The organism is Streptomyces sp. NPDC048473 (assembly GCF_043200155.1).
Lineage (GTDB): Bacteria > Actinomycetota > Actinomycetes > Streptomycetales > Streptomycetaceae > Streptomyces.
Map to the genome: position 1 here is coordinate 1 of NZ_JBICXE010000045.1, position 19,100 is coordinate 19,100.

11 protein-coding genes and 4 pseudogenes are annotated in these 19,100 nt (G+C 67.9%); 7 read left to right on the forward strand and 8 right to left on the reverse strand.

The features are described from left to right. Positions 1 to 51: 51 nt before the first annotated feature. Positions 52 to 270 (reverse strand): annotated as a pseudogene (locus ACGFU7_RS39655) (hypothetical protein); the annotation flags it as partial. 296 nt (positions 271 to 566) lie between these two features. On the opposite strand from ACGFU7_RS39655, the gene ACGFU7_RS39660 reads away from it, so the two are divergent. Then, positions 567 to 1,049 (forward strand): hypothetical protein, encoded by a 483-nt coding sequence (locus tag ACGFU7_RS39660; RefSeq protein ID WP_393702761.1) that lies wholly within the window; start codon positions 567 to 569, stop codon positions 1,047 to 1,049. Positions 1,050 to 1,114: 65 nt separating this feature from the next. Here ACGFU7_RS39660 and ACGFU7_RS39665 read toward each other — a convergent pair. Continuing rightward, positions 1,115 to 1,525, reverse strand: a pseudogene (locus ACGFU7_RS39665) (transposase); the annotation flags it as partial. Positions 1,526 to 2,818: 1,293 nt separating this feature from the next. Here ACGFU7_RS39665 and ACGFU7_RS39670 point away from each other — a divergent pair. From ACGFU7_RS39670 to ACGFU7_RS39680, 3 genes and pseudogenes are all read left to right on the forward strand, one after another. Next, positions 2,819 to 3,094: a hypothetical protein gene (locus ACGFU7_RS39670; RefSeq protein WP_393702763.1), complete on the forward strand. Its 276-nt coding sequence runs from the start codon at positions 2,819 to 2,821 to the stop codon at positions 3,092 to 3,094. Between the two features lie 119 nt (positions 3,095 to 3,213). After that, a pseudogene (locus tag ACGFU7_RS39675) lies at positions 3,214 to 5,363 on the forward strand (RICIN domain-containing protein). A 20-nt stretch (positions 5,364 to 5,383) separates the two neighbouring features. Beyond that, positions 5,384 to 6,688 (forward strand): ThuA domain-containing protein, encoded by a 1,305-nt coding sequence (locus tag ACGFU7_RS39680; RefSeq protein ID WP_393702765.1) that lies wholly within the window; start codon positions 5,384 to 5,386, stop codon positions 6,686 to 6,688. Between the two features lie 176 nt (positions 6,689 to 6,864). Here ACGFU7_RS39680 and ACGFU7_RS39685 read toward each other — a convergent pair. Then, positions 6,865 to 7,029: pseudogene (locus ACGFU7_RS39685) on the reverse strand (pirin family protein); the annotation flags it as partial. Between ACGFU7_RS39685 and ACGFU7_RS39690 the strand changes: the two are divergent. Further along, positions 7,013 to 7,339 (forward strand): cytochrome P450, encoded by a 327-nt coding sequence (locus ACGFU7_RS39690; protein ID WP_393702811.1) that lies wholly within the window; start codon positions 7,013 to 7,015, stop codon positions 7,337 to 7,339. The pseudogene ACGFU7_RS39685 and the gene ACGFU7_RS39690 sit on opposite strands and share 17 nt — an antisense overlap. Before the next feature lie 233 nt (positions 7,340 to 7,572). Here the strand turns inward: ACGFU7_RS39690 and ACGFU7_RS39695 are convergent, their stop codons facing one another. From ACGFU7_RS39695 to ACGFU7_RS39710, 4 genes are all read right to left on the reverse strand, one after another. Continuing rightward, positions 7,573 to 9,999 (reverse strand): SpoIIE family protein phosphatase, encoded by a 2,427-nt coding sequence (locus tag ACGFU7_RS39695; RefSeq protein WP_393702766.1) that lies wholly within the window; start codon positions 9,997 to 9,999, stop codon positions 7,573 to 7,575. Positions 10,000 to 11,051: 1,052 nt separating this feature from the next. Beyond that, positions 11,052 to 11,339 carry a hypothetical protein gene (locus tag ACGFU7_RS39700; protein ID WP_393702768.1) on the reverse strand — a complete coding sequence of 96 codons (288 nt, stop codon included), beginning with the start codon at positions 11,337 to 11,339 and terminating at the stop codon, positions 11,052 to 11,054. Between the two features lie 655 nt (positions 11,340 to 11,994). Next, positions 11,995 to 12,690, reverse strand: a complete 696-nt coding sequence (locus tag ACGFU7_RS39705; protein ID WP_393702769.1) for a response regulator — start codon at positions 12,688 to 12,690, stop codon at positions 11,995 to 11,997. Next, complete coding sequence (locus ACGFU7_RS39710) at positions 12,662 to 13,900, reverse strand: sensor histidine kinase (RefSeq protein ID WP_393702806.1); 1,239 nt, start codon at positions 13,898 to 13,900, stop codon at positions 12,662 to 12,664. The genes ACGFU7_RS39705 and ACGFU7_RS39710 overlap by 29 nt, the downstream gene beginning before the upstream one ends. A 613-nt stretch (positions 13,901 to 14,513) precedes the next feature. Between ACGFU7_RS39710 and argG the strand changes: the two genes are divergently transcribed. Beyond that, positions 14,514 to 15,959, forward strand: coding sequence for an argininosuccinate synthase (argG, locus tag ACGFU7_RS39715; protein WP_393702771.1), 1,446 nt, complete (start codon positions 14,514 to 14,516; stop codon positions 15,957 to 15,959). A 161-nt stretch (positions 15,960 to 16,120) separates the two neighbouring features. Here the strand turns inward: argG and ACGFU7_RS39720 are convergent, their stop codons facing one another. Then, positions 16,121 to 16,330 (reverse strand): molybdopterin-binding protein, encoded by a 210-nt coding sequence (locus tag ACGFU7_RS39720; RefSeq protein ID WP_393702773.1) that lies wholly within the window; start codon positions 16,328 to 16,330, stop codon positions 16,121 to 16,123. A 362-nt stretch (positions 16,331 to 16,692) separates the two neighbouring features. Here ACGFU7_RS39720 and ACGFU7_RS39725 point away from each other — a divergent pair, with 362 nt between their 5' ends. Next, positions 16,693 to 19,005, forward strand: coding sequence for an FdhF/YdeP family oxidoreductase (locus ACGFU7_RS39725; RefSeq protein WP_393702775.1), 2,313 nt, complete (start codon positions 16,693 to 16,695; stop codon positions 19,003 to 19,005). Positions 19,006 to 19,100 lie beyond the last annotated feature (95 nt).

Below are 19,100 nucleotides of genomic sequence, written 5' to 3' on the forward strand. Positions count from 1 at the left end.
AGGCAAAGCGTTCCGATCGACGTCTCGACACCGCCGAGGTCACCCCCACCGTCACCCGTGAAGTCGACGACGAAGGTGTTGCTGATGCTGTTTCAGTCGCGGAACCGATCTCCGTAACCGACAGCCAGGTTCACTGCTGTCCGCGCATCCCTCGATCGGGCTGAACGTCACCGAGGCCACCCGATCGGTGTGGCCGGTGAGCGTGTCCCGCAGCGTCGAGGACCCGGCAGAGGTCGTATCCCACAGCCGCACTGTGCCGTCGTTACTGCCGGTGGCGAGGGTCTTGCCGTCGGGCGTCCTGCCGGGACGAACGCAGCCTTCTGGCCGCCGAACCCGAGCGATACCTCCACGCCCTCAACTCCGTGGGTGAAGGGGCCAGCAGCGTCTCCATGTGCGCCTTGACGAGGCCCTACTCCGCTACCAGCTGCTGCACGTCGCCGCCCGCCTCACCCGCGGCGGACGCCGTCTCCGCCGTGTCTGGCACCATGCTTGTGGGCGACACTGACCGATGAGAATAAGGTGGGATCATTACAACACCAGACGAGTTTGAGGGCCGAAGCTGCTACGTGCTCGAGACCGCAAATGACGCCCAGATGGCTTGGAGCGTCTACTTCGTCTACGGAGACCGCGAGCACATCCGCTTCCTGCTACGGAACATCTTCGTTGAGAACGATGATCCGGACATGGTCGACGCACACTTCGACCAGACGGCTGACCTCTGGTTGATCGAAAACGGGCGTCGTGTCGGACACGTCGATCTGCATTCCCTCATCTCGATTCCTGACGATGCAGGCACGAGACGGGTGTTGGTCGACTGGGTCCGCTTCGACGAGCTCGTCCCGGCCTTCCTCACCGGTTCGGTACTACGCCATGGCGAGGAACTGCGGCTTCTGGCCGCTCAAGACGATTTCGCCGACACTCAGAGCAACTTGCCTCTCCTGTACCCCGACACGCCAATTGGCTACGGGATGCAGGTGTGGGTGGACGGGGATCTGACCGACCAGCCATACGAGATCTATCCGGACCCTGATCCCGCAGAGAGCGGCTGATGTGTTCCCGCCTCCGCGAAACTGGGGGTCCGCGCGTGCTTGTACCGTCCGTCCGACATTAGAAGTCACTTGAGCCTTCGGGTGGTGGGGCGTCCGTCCCAGCGGTAGAGGCGAGTTGTGCGGCGGATGAGGATGCGGAGCGTAACCAGAGTGGCGGCGAGGTAGAGGTAGAAGTCCACGACCTTGCCGCTCCTCTCGGTGCAGCGTCGTAGCTTGCCGTAGTCGTTCATCCATGAGTGCGTACGTTCCACCACCCAGCGCTTGCCGGCTTGCACCGGGGCAGGAACGCCTTGGCAAGCGATCTCGGCCGGGAAGCCCAACTCGTTGATCAGCACACGTGACTTTGCGCTGTCGTAGCCGCGGTCGAGGTTGACGTTGACGGTCTCCGGCATCGCACCGGCCTGTTCTTTCGCCGCTGCCAGGGTAGGGCCGAGCAGCGGCGAGTCGTGCCGGTTCGCGCCGTCAGAGGCGATTCCCCCGTGCGGCGCACCGGTGCCAAAGGCCCGATCACGAGCACCTACCTGCGCGACCCCGACGGCAACCTGATCGAGATCAGTACCTACGTCACGAGCGCCGCCGAAGCTCACGGCTGAACCACCGCAGTGCTCTCCGACCCCGGCTGTGCGGGTCGCACTGACGCCCCAGCCCTCTCCCGACTGCCTGGGGATTGGCACAGCGTCCCTGGGTGTGACAAACGGAGTCACTGTGATGCCGCGGGTGGCGAACGGTTCAGTTCGCAGGCATCGCATGCCACCGGGGCCACACAGGTATCCCCGCACGCCGGTGACGTCGGCCAGGTCGGCAAGCCGCAACAACCAGCCCAGCCGAACAGAAAGTTGAGTGGTACGCAGAATGCGCCTCTCCCCGCCCAACTGCCCGAGCAGAAGACGCGTAGACGCGTAGACGCCGCTGCAATATCAGCGGTGCGATCCATGGCTTCGAACTGGGTCGGAACTGAATCCAGGCCACGCCGCAGTGCTGGCCAGTGGGCACTGTCGCCGAAGTGCTCGCCCGGTAGTCGAACTGCCGGTCGCGGCGCCGCCGGCCGGTCGCAGCCGCGACATTCCATCGGCGACCCGGCCGACACGGATGCCAGGTGCGGCCGTTGGGACTGGGGCAGGCCGGATGAGGCGTCAGCTGCGGGGGCACGCAGGGTGGCGAAGACTTGGAGCCACGCGTCCCGTCCGGGCCGGCCCTCGGGAGGGTGCAGCGCCAGCGCCGTGCCTCTCGGGCGGTACGGCCAGCACGGTGACGAGCCGGGTTCGGATCATGGCGGTGGCGGCCCCGGCGGGGAAGACGGCGGTCAGTGAGCGAGGGCGTGCATGAGGTTGTGGGTGAACGCGGCAAGAGCCGGGCAGGCGTCTTTGGCCCGAAATTCTCCGGACGGAAGGTGCGCACGGGCCCTTCCAGCCGAAGCGCGGGGCGGCCTTCCCCCCCAGGAGTCCCGCGGGCCCGCGACGGCCAGGTCGGCGCTCCAACCGCGAACACGGGTGCCGCCGACACCACACAAGTCCGGCAACGATACGAAGCCGCCGCTGCGACCGTCTGTTCAACTCCTTGCACATGCAGGGCAATTACGGGGTCTCCTTGCTTCACATCTTGACGTGCCTGGTTCAGACCTTTAGGTTCACCGATCATCACCGTTCCATGAATGCACTCGACGTTCATATATCTGGACGGGTCACGCTCCTTCCGTCCTGATGCCTGCACCTGCGCGCCACGCCCCCACCCCCCACCGTCGGCCACGCACGAAAGGCTGTGACCCCTCGATGGCCAGACATCTCCTCCTGCGCTCCACGACGCTGCGCGGCACCCTCTCGACAGCAGTGCTCGCCCTCTCGGCCGGTCCCCTCAGCGTGTCGCCGACCACGGCCGCTACCGGCACGACCACCGGACTCTCGGGCAAGCGCATCGACGTCACCGGCAATTCGACCCCCGACGGAGCCAAGGTCCAGTTATGGGCCTGCAGCGTCGCCGACAGGTGCTCCGGAATGAGCCGGCAGGACTGGGACTGCACGCGCGTCCTCGCGCAGTACACCGGCTGACGGACACGTCCGCCCCTCCCACCCCCACCCCGACTCGTACAGGAGATCCCACCGTGCCCGGATCCAAGAGAGAAACCGGCCGTAGCCGGATACCGAAGCTGCTCACCCTGATCGCCCTCGTGGCCACGGCCGGAACCGGTGTCGCGGCCGTCTCGAAGGACACGGCGACCGCGCAGACCGCCGCGCTGCCGACCAGTTGGGCCACCGTGGTCAACGTGGGCAGCGGCAAGTGCGTCGACGCGCGTGCTGCTGGAACGACGAACGGTACCGTTGTCCAGCAGTACGCCTGCAACGGCAGCCAGGCCCAGCAGTGGCAGTTCGCGGCCACCTCCGGCGGATACGCCCAGGTCGACAATGGCACCGACGCCACCAAGGCCTGGGACGTCACCGACGTCTCGACGACGGACAGCGCGCTCGTGCAGCTGTGGACGTACGGCGGCGGAAACAACCAGCAGTGGCAGGCCGTGGCGGAGTCCAGCGGCGCGTACCACTTCGTGAACCGCAACAGCGGCAAGTGCCTCGACGTGCCGAGCGCCTCGACCGCGGACAGCGTGCAGCTCCAGCAGTACGCCTGCAACGGCAGCGCGGCCAGTCCTTCCACGTCGACCCCGTGGATGCCCAACAGCCGCCCGGGGCACCGGACCTCGGCCCGAATGTCACCGTTTTCGACCCGTCCACACCCGCTGCCACCATCCAGAGCAGCCTGAACGCGGCCTTCGCCCAGCAGGAGACCAACCAGTTCGGCACCGCCCGCAAGGCCTTCCTCTTCAAGCCGGGCACCTACGACGCCGATGCCAATGTCGGCTTCTACACCCAGGTCGCGGGGCTCGGCCTCTCCCCCGACGACGTCACCATCCGTGGTGCGGTACACGCCGAGGCGGACTGGTTCCAGGGCAACGCCACCCAGAACTTCTGGCGGTCGGCGGAGAACCTGTCCGTGACCCCGACCTCCGGCACGGACCGCTGGGCGGTGTCGCAGGCCGCTCCGTACCGCAGGATGCATCTGCGCGGCAACCTCCTGCTGGACGACGGCGGTTGGTCCAGCGGCGGCTACATGGCCGACACGAAGATCGACGGTCAGGTCAACTCGGGTTCGCAGCAGCAGTGGCTGTCGCGCAACACCGAGTGGTCGAGCTGGACCGGCTCCAACTGGAACATGGTCTACGTCGGCGCCAAGAACGCTCCCGCGAACAGCTTCCCGAGCCCGTCGTACACCACGGTCGACCAGACCCCTGTGTCGCGTGAGAAGCCTTTCCTGTACGTCGACCCATCGGGCGTCTACAAGGTGTTCGTGCCCGGCGTGCGCACCAACTCGTCCGGCACCTCTTGGAGTTCGGGCCCGCCCACGGGCACGCCTCTGCCCCTGTCCGACTTCTTCATCGTCAAGCCGGGCGCGACGGCCGCGCAGATGAACGACGCGCTCACCCAGGGTAAGAACCTGCTGGTGACACCGGGCGTCTACCACCTCGGCCAGACGCTCAAGGTGACCAGGGCCGACACCGTGGTCCTGGGCCTCGGCCTGGCCACGCTCATTCCCGACAACGGGATCACCGCCATGACGGTCGCCGACGTGAACGGTGTCCAGCTGGCCGGGCTGCTGATCGACGCCGGCACCACGAACTCGTCCCAGCTCCTGGAGATGGGGCCGAGCGGCTCGTCGGCCGACCACAGCGCCGACCCCAGTTCCCTGCACGACGTGTTCTTCCGCGTCGGCGGTGCGGGCGTCGGCAAGGCCACCACCAGCCTGACCATCAACAGCAACGGCGTCATCGGCGACCACCTGTGGCTGTGGCGCGCCGACCATGGCAGTGGCGTGGGCTGGACCAGCAACACCGGCGCCACGGGGCTCGTAGTCAATGGCAACAACGTGACGATGTACGGCTTGTTCGTCGAGCACTACCAGAAGCACCAGACCATCTGGAACGGCAACGGCGGCCGCACGTACTTCTACCAGAACGAGATGCCGTACGACCCGCCCAACCAGGCTTCCTGGATGAATGGTTCGACGCAGGGCTACGCCGCGTACAAGGTCGCGGACTCCGTAACGAGTCATCAGGTGTACGGATTCGGCAGCTATTGCTACTTCAATGTCAATTCGAGTGTGACCGCCGAGCACGCCATCGAGGCGCCCAACAACGCGAATGTGCGTTTCAAGGACATGGTGACGGTCTCGCTGGGCGGCACCGGGACGATCCGGCACGTCATCAACGACCGCGGTGGCCCGTCCAACTCCACCACAAACGTCGCCAACCTCGTCAGCTACCCCTGATGCTCAAGGAAGGATCGTCGATGGACATCAGCACGGACATCAGCAGATCCGGTCCGGCGCGTGCGACCCTGTGGGTCCTCGTCCTGCTGGCGACGCTGCTCGGCCTGGCGGCACCGCCCGACGCCCGGGCGAGCACGGCGGCGACGCCGTTCAAGGTGCTCGCCCTGTACAACGGCACCTGGGACGCCGCGCACATCAGCTTCGTCCACGAGGCCAACGACTGGTTCCCCGAGCAGGCCACGCAGAACGGCTTCACCTACACGGCCAGCAACAACTGGGACCTGCTCAGCAACGGTGGCGTGAACGCCTATCAAGTCGTCCTGTTCCTCGACGACTTACCGCAGACCGCCGCCCAGCGGTCCGGGTTCGAGCAGTACATGCGCGGTGGCGGCGCCTGGATGGGCTTCCACGTCTCCGCCTTCACGACGGACGCGCAGGCCTGGCCCTGGTACCACAACCAGTTCCTCGGCAGCGGCACCTTCAAGTCCAATACCTGGGGTCCGACCACGGCCGTCCTGAAGGTCGAGGACCGCACTCACCCGTCCACCATGAACCTGTCCGCGACATTCACGTCGTCGGTCAGCGAGTGGTACAGCTGGTCCAACGACCTGCGTCAGAATCCGGACATCAAGATCCTCGCATCGATAGACCCCAGCAGCTTCCCTCTGGGAACGGACCCCAACCAGACCTGGTACAGCGGCTATTACCCGATCCTGTGGACCAACACGAAGTACAAGATGCTGTACGCGAACTTCGGTCACAACGCGATGGACTACGCATCCAACACCGCACTGTCGTCGACGTTCGCCAGTGAGATACAGAACCGGTTCCTGCTCGACGGGCTGAAGTGGCTGGGCGGGGCCGGAGGCACCGCGCCGCCAGCGGACCAGATCTCCGAGACGGCCTGGTACTCGTTGACGAACGCCGCCAACGGCACCTGTGTGGACGCTCGTTCCGCCGCCACGGCCAACGGGACCGCGATCCAGCAGTACTCCTGCAACGGAACCCCGGCACAGCAGTTCCAGTTCCGCTCGACGGACAGCGGATACACACGGATCACCATCCGCGGGAACCCGCAGCAGGTCATCGACGTGACCGACCGCTCGACCGCCGCCAACGCGCCACTCCAGCTGTGGAGTTATGCGGGCGGGCAGAACCAGCAGTGGCAGCCCGTGAAGGAGAGCACCGGGCGTTACCGCTTCACCGCCCGCCACAGCGGCCAGTGCCTGAGTTCCGCGAGCTCCTCGGCGAACGGTGTCCAGCTCACCCAGCGACCCTGTGACGGCTCCTCCGCACAGAGCTTCACGCTCACAGCACAGCCCTGACCGCTCCACCTGACGGTGCCCCTCGCCGCTGATCCGCGGCGAGGGGCACCGGGCCGCCCTCACGACGGGGAAGCGCAGGGGCGGCCGGCATCCGCCGGGGCGCCTGCGGGTTGTTCCGGCCGCTCATGTCGACGAACAGCCCTTCTCTTATCCGGGCAGGCGCCGAAACCAGCAGGTCAGCGCACCCGTCCTCGCAGTTTCAGCGCCACCGGCGACAGTTCGGGGGCGGCCAGCCGGTCGCCGTCGCAGCCCTTCACCGCACCGAAGCGGGAGCGCTCCATCCAGCCCCTCCGAGCCTCCTCGATTGCCTCATGGGACCGACCGATGAAGTTCCACCACATCTCACGTAGATCCGGCGTCGCCGACACCGTCATCCCCAAGGGCTCGCAAATCATGCTCATGCCCGCCTCGGGCAGCCGCGACCGGGAACGCTTCGACCACCCCGACCGGCAGGACAACCAGCGCCCGGGCTTCGGCAGCGGCATCCATCCGTGCCTCGGTGGACCGCCGGCCCGGCTGGAGACCCAGATCGCGTTGGACGCGCTGGTACGCCGTCTTGACGGGCCCCGACTGGTCGCCGATCTTCCGCCGAACCGGCCGAGCCCCGTCCTTCGAGGTCCGATTCATCTGCACGTCGAGCAGAACAGCTGACGGACATGCGCAGGAGGCCGCACATGCCCCCTCCGACTGTGCAGAGAGACCGCCACTGCACAAGGATCGCGGCCATCAGTCGCCATTCCTGTGGGAGCAACCGCGGTTGTTCGGCTGCGCCACCGGGGCCGTCAGCCCTGACGAGGTGCAAGGCGCGGGCGTGGGCGGCGGTGCCGAGTTCCGAGTCGGCCGTGCGCAGTGGGATTGCGCGGTCCGGCGGAAACGTCGGTGCCTCAGGCGGTCGCCGGCGGCGTGGGTACCGGCTCCTCGGCGCGGGACTCTGTCATGGGCAGGGCTTGCTCGGCCCAGATGGTCTTGCCTCGGGCGGCGTAGCGGGTGCCCCAGCGTCGGGTGAGTTGGGCGATGAGGAACAGGCCGCGCCCGCCCTCGTCGGTGTCGTACGCGTGGCGCAGGCACGGTGCGGTACTGCTGTCGTCGGTGACCTCGCAGATGAGGGTGAGGTCACGGATCAGGCGCAGCTGGATGGGGCCGGTGGCGTATCGGATGGCGTTGGTGAGCAGTTCGCTGACGATCAGTTCGGTGGTGAACTCCAGTTCCTCCAGGTCCCAGTAGGCCAGCTGCCGGCCGGTGAGGGCTCGGGCGGTGGCGACGAGTGCGGGGTCGTTGGGCAGGGTCCAGGTCGCCACCTGGTCGGCGTCGAGACTTCTGGTGCGTGCCAGCAGCAGCACCATGCTCTCCTCGCCGCTGCCCTGGTGTGCTCGGACCACGGCGTCGCAGGTGTCCTTGAGGGCCTGGTGGGGGTTGCCGAGGTTCCGCCAGGGCCAGGTCGGCTCCTCGGGTAGCTCACCGGGCCGGGCGAGGCTGTGGGTGGACAGGGCGATGGTGCTTCCGGTCGGTAGTTCCACCTCGGTGGTCTCGTACGGAGGGTGGTCACTTCCCAGGGGTGGACCGGCCGGGACGTCGGGGACCTCGAGCGAGCCGTTCGGGTGGACGATCACGGGTGCGGGGTGGCCGGCTCGGGCGAAGGTGCAGCGGCGGGAGATGGGGTCGTAGACCGCGTACACGCAGGTGGCTCCCGCCAGGTGTGGGCCGGCGGAGTCGTCGTCGGCCGGGTGGGCGTGTTCGCTGGTGGGGCCGGACACCAGGTCGTGGAGTTGGGCGAGCAGTTCGTCGGGGGCCAGGTCCTGGGCGGCCAGTGTGTTGACGGCGGTGCGCAGCCGGCCCATGTCCGCTGCTGCCTGCATGCCGTCCCCGACCAGGTGTCCCACCACCAGGGCCACGCGTGCCCCGGACAGCGGGATGACGTCGAACCAGTCCCCGCCGCCGCGGGTGGACGCGTGGCTCCAGGCCACCTCGACGGCGTTCTGGGCGGGAAAGGTCTGGGGCAGCAGGCTGCGCTGCAGGGTGAGGGCGGCGTTGCGCTCGCGGGTGTACTGGCGCGCGTTGTCGAGGGAGACGGCTGCCCGGGCGCCGAGTTCGGCGGCTAGGGCGAGGTCGTCCTCATCGAACGGATCAGGTCCCTGCACCCGGTAGAAGCTGGCCAGGCCGAGCACCACCCCGCGGGCGGTGAGCGGTACGACCATCATCGAGTGTGCTCCGGCCCGGCGCACCAGCTCTGCGCGGCGGGGGTCATGGACCAGCCACTCGTGGTCGACCTGCAGTTCCGCTACCAGACGGGGGCGCAGGTCGGCAAGGCACGCGGTGAAGGACGACGGGTAGCCCGGGATGACCTCGCCCGGACTGTAGGCGGGCGGCACGTCCAGCCCCTCGGCGGCGCGGTAACCGGCACGCCGCAGCAACGCCTCGGAGCTCACCGGGCCGGGGGGCGGCGCCTCTCCCGCGAGTACGTCGTCGAGGACCTCCACCGCCGCGATGTCGGCAAGGGCAGGCACCGCGACCTCGGCCAGTTCCTCGGCCGTCGTCATCACATCCAGCGTCGTGCCGATCCGGGCGCCCGCCTTCACCAGCAGATTCAGACGGGTCTGGGCCCGTCGGCGCTCGGTCACGTCCTGTGAGGCGACGACCACCCCGTGGACGGCGCCGGCCGGGTCCTTCAGCGGCAGGAGGGTCACGGCGTAGGTGTGATCGTGGTCGGGGTCGGCCGGCGGGCGGCCGGCGTGGGCGAAGGCCATCGTCCGGCCGGTCTCCACCACTGACCGGAACCTCCGCTCCGCCTCGTCGTCGACCAGGCCCGGAGCCACCTCGCGAGCCCGGCGCCCGATGGCCTCCTGGCCCACCGCTCCCCGCGTTCCCGGCCCGGCAAGGTTCAGCCGGACGATCCGCAGCTGCCGGTCCAGGACCTGCACACCGAGGGGGGACTCGGTCAGCAATGCTCTGAGCAGCGCCGCGTCGACCATGTCCTCCTCGGTTCGGTCCGCGGGGTCGAGAAGCACACACCAGCGCACGGTCGCGTCCTCGCCCAGCAGCGCAGACACCCTGGCGCGGACATCGAGCTGGTGCCCGTCCCGGTGCCGCGCGGCCACAGTCGCTCCCGACGTTCCACCTCCGCAGGCCGGCTGCTCCCGGGCCAGCAGCGTTACCACCGGCCGGCCCACGATCTCCTCCGGCCGATACCCGAGCAGCTCCCGTGCCTCCTGACTCCACTCGGCCACCAAGCCATGCTCGTCCAGCACCAACCAAGCGCCGCGAGGCGGATGCTGCCCGCCTCGGCGCTCGGCGGTGTCCCTTCGCGCGTTCATGGTCGACTCCGTCCAGGCCTCTCCCGCTCACTGCCCTGGAGTGATCGAGGCCTATGGGACCAGTGTGACCGGAGTCGGCTACCGGATGCCGTCGCGGACGGGCCGTTTGGGCCAGCACATCCATCCTTGGAGATGGTCTGATTTGGCCCAGTAGGCTGCGGCCGTGATGATCGTGGAGACGTTGGTTCCTGACGGGTTGTGGGAGCTGTTTCAGCATGTGGTGCCGGCGCCGCCGACGCGCTCGCAGGGTGCGGGCCGCCGCCGCGATCGTGTCCGTGTCGACCTCGGGCTGCACGTGGCTGCATCTGCCACCGTGCTTCGGCCCTACCGGCCCCACCGCGCACCGGCGCTTCTCCGCGTGGAGCAGGGCGCGGGTCGTACGATGCCCTGACCGGCAAGGAGCGGCGACCTGCCTTCCCGATCCCGTTCGGCGGCGGCGACACCGCGCTCATCGTGGCCGCAACCTCGCCGAGCGCCGCGGGATCGAACCGGCGGATACTGGCCGCGGCCTCGGCGAGCAGGCCGTGCGAGGGCCTTGCCCTGCAGCGGCGGGCCGTAGACCGAACACTCGGCTGCTCCAAGATCCGGTCCATTCCCGGGCCACGTCCCGGCCAAAGACCAGCAGGGCGATCGTTTTCGCTGGTCAACACAGGTGCGGACCCTGTACCACCAGCACACCAAGAATCTCCTGGTCCCGTACTCGCCGAAGAAGATCGGCTTCTTCCAGCCACACGAAAAGAGGCGCCTGACCGGGCTTTTGCCCGTCAGACGCCTCTCGTTCGGATCGCTTACAGCGGGAGCCGCGCACCGAGGAGTGGACCGACCTGATGGTCCGCGCCGGGGAGTCCCTTCAGGTCGGCACCGACCACCGCACCAAGCACGGCCGGCCCGCGTCCATCCGCGCCCGGTACCCCGCTCCCCGCCCGGCCGCCCGAGCCCGAGCCCGAGCGGAAGGATCAGAGGTACCAGCTGCGCTGCCCCGACATGCGGTGGGACCGCTCCGCCCCGGTGGCCGTGTGCCGGGCTGCCCCGGGCTCGTCGTTGCTTTCGCGTCAGCTTCCGTCCCCGATCTTCGCGGTCCTGCTGACCCATTGGGACAGGGTGAGCTGCGTGGCCCCGGCCGTGCGGGCCGGACTGCGCCGGCAGGGTGCCACATGGCGGCCGTCGGCCTGGCCGTCCCTGGACGTCCCCGGGGATCGGCCGGTGCTGTCGGCCAGGGCGTCGTGGAGAAGGAGCAGGTGTACGGGCAGGGCTGCACGGCAGTCGTCCCCGTCCCGGCGCGTGGGGCAGGTTGCCGGTCGTTCACTGATCGTGCGGCGCTTCTCGGTTGCCGTGAGCATGGGAGGGTGTCCTTCCTGTGCTGGGGTGCCGGTCGCGTGGTCGTCGCGGCCATGTAGGGGGTGGTGAGCTGGGCCCAGTCCGTCGGCAGCAGGGCTGCCAGACCGGGACGAGATGGATGCCCACCGGAGCTGCAATGGTCCCGGCGGAACTGCGGATGATGGCACCGAGCAGTCCGCCGGTGGTGAGGTAGAGGGCGGTACCGAAGATCACACGGGTGATGCTGGGGGTGGAGAGTGTGTGGTCAGGTGATGGGAGGACAGGACCGCCTGGCCGCCGAAGAGGGCGGCGACGCACGCCGCGGTCATCGATGCGAGCACGACGTCCGTGAGGACCGAGACCTTGGCCGCCAGCACAAGGCCGCCGGGGAATCGCGATGAGTGTGGCGCGAATGGTTCCCGTGGAGTGCTTGACCGTGGCCGCCGTGGCGGCGAGCAGTGTGATCGTGGCGCGTTGTGCGGCTTGATCGATTCGGCGTTGTATCGCTTGGTCAGGCAGTGGGCTTCGATCATGGCGACACCTCCGTTCGCCTTCTCACCTTCGCCCAGGAATGGCCCCTCGCGCGTCGTCCCCCCGCAGCGATTCCCGGCTACCACGACTGCGGTAGCTGCCACGCCTGCCTACGACTGGGACGACATGCACATACTGCGCCGACGATTACTCGGACGTCTGTGAACGCCCAGACTCCGTTGCTGGACTGACCAGGCCGCACTGATAGGCGATGACGACGAGCTGGGCCCGGTCACGAGCCGCCAGCTTGGTCATGGCCCGGTTGACGTGGGTCTTGGCGGTCAGTGGGCTGACGAAAAAATGTTCTGCAATCTCGTCGTTCGACAGCCCCAGTGCTGCCAGCCCCACGACATCGCGTTCCCGCCGCGTCAGGCGCTCCAGCCGCTCGTGCACGGCCGCCGGGCACGGGTCCGGCTGCGCAAGAAAACGCTTGATCAGCGCACGCGTCGCTGACGGGGACAGCAGCGCCTCGCCGGCGGCGATCGTGCGGACGGCGTCGAGAAGCTCCTCGGGGCGGGCCCCCTTGCCGAGAAAGCCGCTCGCACCGGCGCGCAGAGCCTCGGCGACGTGCTCGTCGTCCTCGAAGGTGGTCAGGATGAGCACCTTCACCCCTGTGAGGTCCTCGGACTCACTGATGAGCCGTGTGGCGTCGAGGCCATCCATCTCCGGCATGCGGATGTCCATCAGGACCACATCGGGGCACTCTGCACGTGCCAGTTCCAGTGCCTCCTGCCCATTGGACGCCTCCCCGACCGTCTCCATGTCGTCCGTGGAGTCGAACAGCATCCTGAAGGTACCCCGCAGCAGGGCCTGGTCATCGGCAAGCAGTACACGAATCGTCATGCCCGTCGCTCCTCGGTGGTTTGCCCATTACCAGGCCGGGACGTAGCGGCAGTTCGGCCGTCACGGTAAAACCGCCCTCCGGGCGCACCCCCGCGCACAGCCAACCCCCGACCGTGGAAGCCCGCTCACGCATCCCGATCAGCCCGTGACCCGCCCCCGGATGGGCGTGGTTCCCTCCGGTCCGTCCGTCGTCCTCAACGGTGATCGTCAGCCGCTCAGGGCGGTAGTGCAGGAACAACCGGGCATGTTCGGCACCGGCGTGCTTGTGCACATTGGTCAGGGCCTCCTGCACGATGCGGTACGCGGCCAGGTCGACCGCCGGCGCCAGCGGTTCGGCGATGCCCCGCCGGGTATGGCTCACGGTCAGGCCGGCGCGTTCGAACGACGCCAGAAGCGCCGGTACGCGCGCAAGGCCCGGCATCGGATCACGCGGCGCCACCGGATCACCGGACTGCCGCAGCAGCCCTACGGTTACCCGTAGTTCGTCCAGCGCGGACCGGCTGGTGTCCCGGATGTCCTCCAAAGCGGCCAGGATCTGTTCCGGCCGCCGTTCCACCAGATGGACGGCCACGCCTGCCTGAGCGTTGATCAAGGCGATGTGGTGCGCGACGATGTCGTGCAGCTCACGCGCGATCCGCACCCGCTCGGCCGCCACCCGCTGCTGCGCCTCCTGCTCACGCGTGCGCTCCGCGTGTTCCGCCCGCTCCTCCACGGCCGCCACATAGGCGCGACGTGAGCGCACCCCGTCCCCGACAGCAGCCGGCAGCGCCGTCCACGCCAGCATCGCCGCGTTGTCGGGGGCCAGCCATGAGTGCGGGTCGCAGATCACGGCGGCGCCCACCAGAACGACGGCCGAAAATGATGCCGCAGCCCAGGTGGCACGCCGGTCGGTCAGCGCGGCCACGTTGTAGACCGACACCAGGACCGGGCTGATCACCAGCGGACTTTCCCGAATCCCGAGCATCTGAAAGGCCACCCCGCAGGCAACCGCGACGGCCAGTACGCCGAAAGGGTGGCGGCGTCGCCACACCAACGCAGCGCAACCGACACCCGCCAGCACCACGACAGGCCACCGCAGGGAGAACTGGTGCCCGTGCCGTACGACCGAGGCAGCCACGACCGACAGCACAAACAGCAGCGCCACGCCCAGTGCGTCCACCACACCGATCCGGGGCCGCGCCCCCCGCCTCAAACCGCTGATCACCGCCATGCCACCACGGTAGGGGCGACGGCTGCATCGGGCATTGTCTCGCGTGACAGGGAGTGCCTCGACTGTCGGCGTCTGCCCGTTCGCGGAGCTTTCGGCGGCGAACAGCAAATCCACGGTGTGCCTGACGTTGCCCGCATCAGCCATACGAACCGGCAGACGGGCCTGGCTGACCGTGACGGCGCTTGGCTCGCGCCCGGTGGCGTACGCCGCGGTGGCCGCACAATGCCTCCTGCGCGAGCGGACCGAAGACCCCGTCCTCGACCGATACCTGCCCCACTCCGCATCCCGGCCCCCAGCTGCGACTGCACCCGCAGGCCGCCGAACCACGCCTTCGCCGATCCGGGTAAGCCGCCGAAGAGCTCGACCACCGGGAACTTCCGGTGCCGGAAGGCTGGTTGGTCGTACTACGGCGGCAGCGACTGCGGCCACTTGCGGAACTGGCTCCGCGAACGCGGTATCAGCCACCGCATCGCCCGCAAGGGCATCGAGTCGTCACACGCCTCGGCCGACACCGCTGGGTGGCCGAGCGCACGGTGTCCTGGATGGCCGGCTGCCGCCGCCTCCATCGCCGTTCGCTTTTGCATGTTCATGCGTGATCGTGCATACTCTTCCTATGTCTAAGGTCCTCACCTCCCTTCCCGCCGACGAGCGCGTCGGCATCGCCTTCTCGGGCGGCCTCGACACCTCGGTCGCGGTCGCGTGGATGCGCGACAAGGGCGCCATCCCGTGCACCTACACCGCCGACATCGGCCAGTACGACGAGCCCGACATCGCCTCGGTGCCCGGCCGCGCGAAGACCTACGGTGCCGAGATCGCGCGCCTGGTCGACTGCCGCGCGGCGCTGGTCGAGGAAGGCCTGGCCGCGCTCACCTGCGGGGCGTTCCACATCCGCTCGGGCGGGCGTGCCTACTTCAACACCACGCCGCTCGGCCGCGCCGTCACGGGCACCCTCCTGGTCCGGGCGATGCTCGAGGACAACGTACAGATCTGGGGCGACGGCTCGACCTTCAAGGGCAACGACATCGAGCGGTTCTACCGGTACGGCCTGCTCGCCAACCCGCACCTGCGGATCTACAAGCCCTGGCTGGACGCGGACTTCGTGACCGAGCTCGGCGGCCGCAAGGAAATGTCGGAGTGGCTTCTCGACCACGACCTGCCCTACCGCGACAGCACAGAGAAGGCGTACTCCACCGACGCCAACATCTGGGGCGCCACCCACGAGGCCAAGATTTTGGAGCACCTGGACACCGGCGTGGAGACCGTGGAGCCGATCATGGGCGTGCGGTTCTGGGACCCCTCGGTCGAGATCGCCACAGAGGACGTGACGATCGGCTTCGACCAGGGCCGCCCGGTGACGATCAACGGCAAGGAGTTCTCCTCCCCCGTCGACCTGGTGATGGAGGCGAACGCTATCGGCGGCCGGCACGGCATGGGCATGTCGGACCAGATCGAGAACCGGATCATCGAGGCCAAGAGCCGCGGCATCTACGAGGCGCCCGGCATGGCCCTGCTGCACGCGGCGTACGAGCGCCTGGTCAACGCGATCCACAACGAGGACACCCTCGCCCAGTACCACAACGAGGGACGGCGCCTCGGCCGGCTGATGTACGAGGGCCGCTGGCTGGACCCGCAGGCGCTGATGGTGCGCGAGTCGCTGCAGCGCTGGGTCGGCGCGGCCGTCACCGGCGAGGTGACACTGCGGCTGCGGCGCGGTGAGGACTACTCGATCCTCGACACCACAGGCCCGGCGTTCAGCTACCACCCGGACAAGCTGTCCATGGAGCGCACCGAGGACTCGGCGTTCGGCCCGGTGGACCGGATCGGCCAGCTCACCATGCGCAACCTCGACATCGCCGACTCGCGCGCCAAGCTGGAGCAGTACGCCGGGCTCGGCTTGATCGGCACCGCCAATCCCGCCATCGGTGCCGCCCAGGCGGCCGCGACCGGGCTGATCGGCACCATGCCGGAGGGCGGCGCCGAGGCCATCGCCTCCCGCGGCGAGGTCTCCGGTGACGACGAGATGCTGGACCGCGCCGCGATGGAGTTCGGCACGGACTGACCGGCCCCGTCGAGCGGAAGGCTCGGCACCCCCGAGGGGGATGCACCACCGGAAAGGCCGACTCGGCGCCAACGGCGTCGAGCCGGCCTTTTCCGTTACCCGGGGCCGGTGGTCAGGAGGAGCCGGAAGCGCCGTCGCACCGATGTCGTCCAGGCGGCTGATCAGGGAGCTTGCAGTGAGACCTCGGTGGACTCCACCAGAGCCTGGACCTGACTCCCGGCTGCGATGCCGAGCTCCTTGACCGCGCCCACCGTGACCGCCACCGTCATTTCCTGACCCGCCGGCGGCTGAATCTTCACGATGGCCGTCACGGCGCCCTCCGTGGCGGAGGTATCGGTACCGGGGATCTGGTTACGGATACTCAGGCGCATGGACGCCTCTTTATCTTCGTTCGGAAGGGGAAATCCAGTCACGCGCGTTCAGGGGACCACGGCGAAGCCACAAGTCCGCACGACCTGGCCGGACCACCAGCCAGTGGCCCATCACCTGTCCACTCACAACACCCGACAGACGTTCAGTCAGTCGACGGCGAGCCGGCCGCTTCCGTAAAGGGGCCATTTCGCAAAGGGGCCATTTCGTAACTACCGACGTGGTCATCCCACGCAATCGGGTTACTGAAAATAACCTTGAATGAGCATTCCGAGAGTCGAGTGGCATAGATTGATCAGCGCGCCTAGCCTGAGCGAAAGCGTCGTCCATATACCCACGTCCGCGTGGCGGAAGAGTGAAAGTCTTGAGCCTGTCCAATAAAAAGCAGGAACGACTGGAGCCCAGTGTGGGGCCCGGCCCCACAGGCGATGCGGAATTCCATCCCTATCACCATCCCGCCGCCGGATGGGGCGCCGCCAACAGCGTGACCCGGTTCCTGGTGCGTGAGGGTGCGCTGGTGGACGGGCCGCGGGCGATCATGCGGATGAATCACGAGAACACCGGCTTCGACTGTCCGGGATGCGCGTGGCCGGACGACACCAAGGGTCTGCACCTTGACATCTGTGAGAACGGAATCAAGCACGTCACGTGGGAGATGACGCGTAAGCGTGTCGGGCGTGAGTTCTTCGCCACCCACTCGGTGACCGAGCTGTTCGGGTGGAGCGACTACGACCTGGAAAATCAGGGCCGGCTGACCGAACCGATGGTGTACGACCCCGACTCGGACCACTACGTTCCCATCAGCTGGAGGGACGCGTTCGAGGTAGTCGGACGTGCCCTGCGCGCGCTGGACAACCCGAATCAGGCCGCGTTCTACACCTCCGGCCGTCTCGGCAACGAGGCCACCTTCCTCTACCAGTTGATGGCCCGTGAACTGGGCACGAACAACCTGCCCGACTGCTCCAACATGTGCCACGAGGCCAGCGGCCGCGCTCTGCATGCGTCTCTGGGCACCGGCAAGGGGACCGTCGACCTCAAGGACTGGGAGAGCGCGGACGCGCTGTTCATCGTGGGAGTCAACGCCGCCTCCAACGCGCCCAGGATGCTCACCGCCCTTGCTGAGGCGTACCATCGCGGCGCCCAGATCGTGCACATCAATCCGCTGGTCGAGGCGGCCGCCACACGCACCATCGTTCCGCATGACTTCACGGACATGGCGCTGTTCAAGACGACGCGGACCAGCACCTTGAACCTGCAGCCGCGGATCGGCGGCGACATGGCTCTTCTGCGCGGCATGGCCAAGGCGATCCTGGAGCAGTCCGCGACCGACCCCAAGGCTCTGGACCGGGAGTTCATCGACCGTCACACGGCCGGTTTCGAGGAGTACCGGGCCCTGTGCGAGGCCACGCCGTGGGACGAGATCGAGAACCAGTCCGGGATCACCCGCGACGACATCCTCAAAGCAGCGCGCGTGTACAGCGAGGCCGACCGCAGCATCGTCAGTTGGTGCCTGGGCCTGACCCAGCACGAGCACGGCGTCGATACGGTCCGGGAGATCGTCAACGTCCTTCTGCTGCGCGGCAATCTGGGGCGTGAAGGAGCCGGCCCCTCCCCGGTGCGTGGGCACAGCAACGTCCAGGGCAACCGCACCTGCGGTATCGATCACCGCCCCGACAACGAGTTCCTGGACCGCCTGGCCGAGGCCTGCAGGATCGAGCCGCCGCGTGAGCACGGTCTGGACACCGTCGGCACCATCCAGGCGATGAGCCGCGGCGATGTGAAGGTGTTCGTCGGCATGGGCGGCAACTTCGCCCTCGCCGCGCCCGACACCCCCTACACCTACGAGGCCCTGCGCAACTGCGACCTCACCGTCCAGGTGAGCACCAAGCTCAACCGCAGCCACCTCGTCCACGGCCGCCAGGCCCTCATCCTGCCGTGCCTCGGCCGTACCGAGAAGGACCATCAGCGCAAGGGAGTCCAGAGCACGTCCGTCGAGGACTCGATGAGCATGGTCCACCTGTCCATCGGCATGAAGCGCCCCGCCTCATCGCACCTGCTGTCCGAGCCCGCCATCGTCGCCGGCATGGCCCGCGCAGCCCTGCCCGCCAGCCCCACCCCCTGGGAGTGGTACATCGAGGACTACGACCGAATCCGGGACACCATGGCCCAAGCCCTCGACGGCTTCGAGGACTTCAACCGCCGCGTGCGCCTGCCCCTCGGCTTCCGCATCAAGCAGCCCGCCCGTGAACTGGTCTTCCTCACCCCGTCCGGACGTGCCGAGTTCTCCACCGCGCTCCTGCCCGACGTCGTCCCCGCCCCCGGCACCCTGGCACTGGGCACCATGCGGTCCCACGACCAGTGGAACACCACCATCTACTCCGACAACGACCGTTACCGCGGCATCAAGAACCTGCGCACACTTGTCTTCATGAACCGGGCCGACATGCGCCAACGCGGTATCGCCGACCTCGGCCCCGTCGACATCACCAGCACCGCCAAGGACGGCAGCCACCGCCACCTCAACGGCTACCTCGCCATCCCCTACAACATCCCCCGCGGCTGCGCGGCCGGCTACATGCCCGAGATGAACGTCCTGTGCGCACTCGCCGACTACAGCACACAAAGCGACCAGCCGATCATGAAACACGTCAAGGTCACCATCAACCCAGCCACCTGAGGGTGGCTTCACCGGCACCTTCTCACGAACCCCTACCAGGGCAATGGCCGGGGACGCAGTGGAAGAGAGCTGGCGTATCGTCCAACCATTACTGA

Bases quoted from the DNA above. Each gene is read 5' to 3' on its own strand.
- ACGFU7_RS39670 (WP_393702763.1), top strand. From the start codon at position 2,819: ATGGCCAGACATCTCCTCCTGCGCTCCACGACGCTGCGCGGCACCCTC.
- ACGFU7_RS39680 (WP_393702765.1), top strand. From the start codon at position 5,384: ATGGACATCAGCACGGACATCAGCAGATCCGGTCCGGCGCGTGCGACC.
- ACGFU7_RS39690 (WP_393702811.1), top strand. From the start codon at position 7,013: ATGAAGTTCCACCACATCTCACGTAGATCCGGCGTCGCCGACACCGTC.
- ACGFU7_RS39695 (WP_393702766.1), bottom strand. From the start codon at position 9,999: ATGAACGCGCGAAGGGACACCGCCGAGCGCCGAGGCGGGCAGCATCCG.
- ACGFU7_RS39700 (WP_393702768.1), bottom strand. From the start codon at position 11,339: ATGCTCACGGCAACCGAGAAGCGCCGCACGATCAGTGAACGACCGGCA.
- ACGFU7_RS39705 (WP_393702769.1), bottom strand. From the start codon at position 12,690: ATGACGATTCGTGTACTGCTTGCCGATGACCAGGCCCTGCTGCGGGGT.
- ACGFU7_RS39710 (WP_393702806.1), bottom strand. From the start codon at position 13,900: ATGGCGGTGATCAGCGGTTTGAGGCGGGGGGCGCGGCCCCGGATCGGT.
- argG (WP_393702771.1), top strand. From the start codon at position 14,514: ATGTCTAAGGTCCTCACCTCCCTTCCCGCCGACGAGCGCGTCGGCATC.
- ACGFU7_RS39720 (WP_393702773.1), bottom strand. From the start codon at position 16,330: ATGCGCCTGAGTATCCGTAACCAGATCCCCGGTACCGATACCTCCGCC.